General features: G+C 34.1%; 3 protein-coding genes. 1 reads left to right on the top strand and 2 read right to left on the bottom strand.

Annotation, left to right across the window (positions count from 1 at the left end):
• The first annotated feature begins 581 nt into the window (after positions 1-581).
• Complete coding sequence (gene psbU, locus AFK68_RS12635) at positions 582-1010, top strand: photosystem II complex extrinsic protein PsbU (RefSeq protein WP_094673121.1); 429 nt, start codon at positions 582-584, stop codon at positions 1008-1010.
• Positions 1011-1507: 497 nt separating this feature from the next.
• Here the strand turns inward: psbU and AFK68_RS12630 are convergent, their stop codons facing one another.
• Positions 1508-1696: a hypothetical protein gene (locus tag AFK68_RS12630; protein ID WP_094673120.1), complete on the bottom strand. Its 189-nt coding sequence runs from the start codon at positions 1694-1696 to the stop codon at positions 1508-1510.
• Between the two features lie 1210 nt (positions 1697-2906).
• Entirely contained in the window at positions 2907-5066 is a 2160-nt protein-coding gene (locus AFK68_RS12625; protein WP_094673119.1) for a CHASE2 domain-containing protein, read from the bottom strand.
• Between the last annotated feature and the right edge of the window lie 407 nt (positions 5067-5473).

The following is a 5473-nucleotide window of genomic DNA, read 5'->3' as shown; positions in this document are numbered from 1 at the left end:
CTCTCTACCATTACTATGTACCACCACCCTCACCAAAGGTATTTGACCTAACCTGATACAACAAAAGTCCCCCAAGGAAGGGGAAGCTTTAGACCCAAATTATCGGAAAAAAACAACACAACAATCTGGTAATATAGCCATAGCGGTAAAGCGCATAATGAAAATCCTAGAGGTATGGCGCCTCCTTCGGACAAGCTTTTCTATGGAAAGCTGGAAAACGCATTTCATATCGCGCGGTGAAACTTAAAACCCAAAAAACCTTTGCTGGAGGTCAACCACAAACCAAGGCAAGTTATTGTGGTCAAAGAAATTCCTGCGTATTTAAGTTGTCTGACTGCGGGCGCTTGGTGGACATTAAACCAATTGCCTGTGGATCAGTCTTGGGGAAGATTGGGCTTTTTCGAGCTTTGTCTACTTAAGGCTGGATTAAGATAGGAAACTCGAGAGTTTACTCTGAAAAATCCTGCACCAGAAGCTTTGCGTTTTGTTAAGGTAAAGCTTCTCTCAAAGCTGTTGTAGTCACGAAAGGTGTTGGGAGAATTTCAAAAGCTGTGTATATAAATATTGGGAGAAATACAAGAATGAAGCAAATAGCCCTAGTGCTGGCAATATTTGGGTTATGTTTGGGTTTTATGGGACTACCATACCACCAAGCTCAAGCAAGTAACTTAAATCTAACTGCATGGCCTTCCACTTCAATTTTAGCAGTAGAAGCTGGAAAGGTTAACAAGGCAGACGAAAAATTAGGAGAGATGGGTGTTGAAAAGCTCGATCTTAACAATAGTCCTTTAAGAAGCTTTCGGAAATACCGGGGAATGTTTCCTACTATAGCTGCGAAGATAGTAGACAATGCTCCTTACGAAAAAGTAGAAGATGTGCTAGAAATTCCTGATTTAACTGAACGTCAGAAAAAGCTTTTAGAAGCAAATCTTAAAAATTTTAAAGTCACTTCACCTAGTGATGACTTTAATGAAGGTAACTATAGATTGAATACTGGTTCATACGACTAAAGACTAAATATTAAAAATATTAGTCCGTTTTTAATCTTGCTGTGTAATAATTGATTAAAAATTGGGGGTGAAGGAATAGAATCTATTAAATTCCTCAATCATCAGATTGGGAATGTGTTCCTACACCCCTATAAATAGTTAGTCGATCAATCATAAATACTAAATACTCAGCCCAGACTATAGTCAAGCTTCAAATTAGGAGTTTACTTAGGAAAAACCAACTATAGGATTGCACTATATGTATTATTTTGGTGTAAAAAATTTAATGGGATTTACCAGACAAAATAAATTCTCTTGAAATATAATCTCTCAGTATGCTTGGCTACATTTATTTTAGGTTAGACCAATACAGGTGACTTAGAAGCTTACCTCACTAGGTGTCGATCGATACTCTCTAATCTCTTAATTTTAATTAAAAGCTGAGATTATATTTCTACTACTGTATAAATTTTTAAAATAATACTTCAAACTAAAGCCAGATTAGTAGGTAATATAATTCAACGCCCTCCTCCACCTTGGTTAGAGTTCTCTCCCTCTGGTGTTCCTTCACCGTCGTCGTTTCTGGGTTCATATCCTTTTTGAGAAACAATAGAAATATTTGATTTATCTAACAATAGGTTCAAATAACAAGTATCAACATCTGTATCAACTTGATGAGGGTAATGGCTTATATCTGGTAGTGCCATCACTTGTTTGGGTATGATACTTAAGCTTAGAGTGAAAGTTAAGAAAGTTATCCTTTTTATAAGTAGTAGAGTATTCATATAAAGTTATCCCCTGATAGCAACGATAAAAAGACTATCTAGATTAAGTTACTTTCCTGGCAAGTAAACCGTTTAGTAATTAGAATTAATTGGCACAGACTTCTGGAAATTTGGCTATTTTTCCCTGTAAACATGAAGCCTACAATATAAACTTGGATGATAATAATATTATATCAGTATTTACACTTATATACCTAAATCTAGAGAAAGTGGAGCTGCACAAACTATCATATATATGTCCAAAATTTTAGCTAGATCAAACCTGCTGGTTGATGGCCATCAGTTTTACCTACTAAACCTGGAAATATACTCAAGTGTAAGTCTAAACCAGGACAAAATTATTGACGGAGCTACATAAACATTCCTTGCTCGAGCTGCAAAACAGAAAACTTTCAAAAATTCCTACAGTAATAAATTGTTTGTAAACAAAATATATTTGTCAAGGATATATAAAAAAGGGTATAGTGCAACAATGAATAATTAATAATTAATAATTAATAAGAATTAAGAATTAATAATTAATAATTACCTCTTCTGTGATAGAAGGATTGACTAAAAGGATTTTTTTTATTCTCTTGGTCGGGAGATGACTTTTAGGGCTCCACTAACGCCATCTCATCCTAAGGTCATGCGAGCAATTCATGTCGCGAAGCGTTTTCCGTTCCGGAATGCTCCGCAAACATGTCGGCTCAAGCGCCGAAAACGACCGCTTTTTTCTCCATGAATTGAGAGGGTTTATACCTTAATTTTTCGGTAATAGCTTAACAGCTTAACAGGGCAGTAGCAAAAAAGCGTAAGTATTTGATATTTTAACTTTAGGGTTTTGGTCGTCAAACTCTTACCCTTTGATCTAAAGCGTAGGATTTCAATCCATTGCCCTATTCGACCTTTAATATTTAGTTAAAAAAAGTCTCTAAAATATTAAATTAATCTAATCAATGATTATACCCTTTCTCATATTAATGAGGTATAGTATTTTTTCTATTCTTTAATTCCCTATTCCCTAAAGTCAAAAACTTGTCTATCTCACCAAGGGTGAGAATTACTAGAGCCAGAAATTAATAATGTCTTGCTAGATTTAACTTGTTTTAAATTAGCATCAAAATCTAATCAAGCTTTTATTTAATTAAAGTTATTTCTTGTATTTTTTCTTATCTTCATACATACCAGTATCAGCGTGATTAATTAGTTGGTCAATGTCTTCACTATCAAGAGGATACAAACTAACCCCAATACTGGTTCCCACAGATAAAGTATTGTCTTCTAGTTTGAAAGGTTGATTAATTGTATGACGAATTTTTTCAGCTACCCTGGATGCTCCCAGTTTTCCTGGAATACCTGGTAAAATTACAGTAAACTCATCACCTCCAAGTCTAGACACTGTATCACTTCCTCTTAAGCACCCTTGAAGTCTTTGTGCTACTTCTGTTAAGAGTAAGTCTCCTATAGCATGACCCAAGGTATCATTAACAGCTTTAAACCCATTCAGATCTAGAAAGAGTAAACCAACCATTTTCTCATTCAAATTTGCCCACTCAATAGCTTGACTCAAACACTCATAAAATTGTTTACGGTTAGGCAATCCTGTGAGAGGATCGTGATGAGCCTGATGGTATAAACTATCTCCTAATTGCTTCAGTTGGGCATTATCTAGCTCTAATCTTGCTGCTGCTTCTTTTAGGTTTTCCTCCATTTTTTTACGTTCAGTAATATCTCTAATTACTCCTACTAGAAATAAATTTCCTGCTGCATCTTGATGGAGAGTTCTTTTAGTAGCAATTATATGGGTAATTCCCTGAGCATCTGTAAAATATTCTTCGTTTTCTTGTTCTTGACTGGTTTGAAATACTAACTCATCTTGTTGCCAAAATATATTAGCTTCATTAGGAGGAAATAATTCATAATCTGTTTTAATGAGTAACTTATCTATAGAGCAGCCGATAAATTTACCATAAGCTTCATTCAAAACAATACGACGATGATACTTATCTTTAACAAAAATAGGGTCAGGAATTGCATTAATAACTGACTGTAAAAATTCTGTAGATTTCTGCCATTCTTCTCTTAAGTGAGCAAGATGAAACATAATCATAGCAGCAGATCCACTAAGAGAAAAAATGGTTGGAATTACAGGCAACCACCAACCACCATAAATAAAGCTAACATAAGAAATTCCTGTAATACTAATACCGATAAATAGTGTTATTAAAATAGATTTTTTGGGTAATAATAATTTCCAGCTTAAATTAGCACCTATCCCAGAAAAAACAATAATCAATAACCATTCTAAAGGTTCAGGTAAAACTTTAATATTGGCTCTACCATCAAGTGCTGAACTCAAAATATGACTCAAAAAACTAGCGTGTAGTTCTACACCAGATATTTTTTGTGGGGAGCTAAATAAACGAGTGCTATAAGAATTGAGGTGCAAATCTTTGACACTAATAGCAGTATAACCAATAATAATAATCTTATCTTTGAACAACTTTGGAGAGATGTTTCCAGATAGTAAATCATTCATGGTAACTATATGAAAGCTATCTTGTTTTCTAGGATTTACTAAAAATTGATAGCCACCTGCATCAGCTCTAATATAAGCTCCATCATTTATTTTCAAACGATGAAATACTGCTGGACCTAGCTGCAAATCATTAGATTTATTAGCTTTTTCTGGCTCAATTCCTTCTGCTTTAAGGTAAATTAAAGCAAGTTTCAGTGGAAAACTTTCAAGAAATTTGTCATTTTCTGGGAACATATAGAGAAAGCTACGACGAATTATTCCATCAGCATCTATAATTAGATTGTTGAAACCTACTTGTTGTTTTTGCTCCAAAATAGTAGGAGCTTTGATTCCCAAATTATTGTCTATTCCTATTTTTTCAATACCAATTATATTAGGGATATTTTCTAGGGCTGTTACTAAATTTTTATAACCTGGTTCTTGAGGTAAATCACGATATATATCTAAACCAATGGCACGAGGTTGAAGGGAGTTTAATTTGTACAGTAATTCAGTTAGTAATTGATCGTTAATGGGGTGACCATACTTTTGTAGGTCTGCTTCATCAATTCCTACAATTACAATACGAGAATCGAAAGATTCTGTAGGTCTAAGACGAAAAAAATTATCATAAAGCGCCCATTCCCAAGTTTGCAAAAGACCTAATGAGCGCAAAAGTATGACGATACCAGCAGAGGTTGATGCTGTTATTAATACTCGGCTGTTTTCTAATAGCCAATGCTTGATAGTTTTCAGGATGGTATTTTGATGTTTACCGAAAAGTTTAAACATTTGTCAGTAATATAAATAAATAGCTATATTTAGGTAAAAACTAGCTCTCTATTAGCAGAGCCAGATATTCTAGATACACCCCACGACTGATGAAATTATGATGTTTGATTTACCATTATAGCTTATATATATTTACCGAAATATTGTGGTTTAAAGCCTCCCCTTTTAAGGGGATAATAAATAAAAATTTTCCTGTTCGTCAATCCTATCCGTTTTCAAGGAGAGGTAATTCTAAATTCTAAATTCGCGCATTCTAAATTCTAAATTCTTGAAAACAATATTCTCTCCTGAATTGGAATAAAACAATAGATACAGTAGATTACAAGTTTGTGAGGTACAGAACACAAAAAGCCAGTCAAACAATTTTGCATATGTACTAAACTTTTCGGAAAGTTTTTCTGTCTGGG

Source organism: Hydrocoleum sp. CS-953 (genome assembly GCF_002260545.1).
GTDB lineage: Bacteria > Cyanobacteriota > Cyanobacteriia > Cyanobacteriales > Microcoleaceae > Trichodesmium.
The sequence above is the reverse complement of the archived record's forward strand: the minus strand, read 5'-3'. Positions and strand labels throughout refer to the sequence as shown.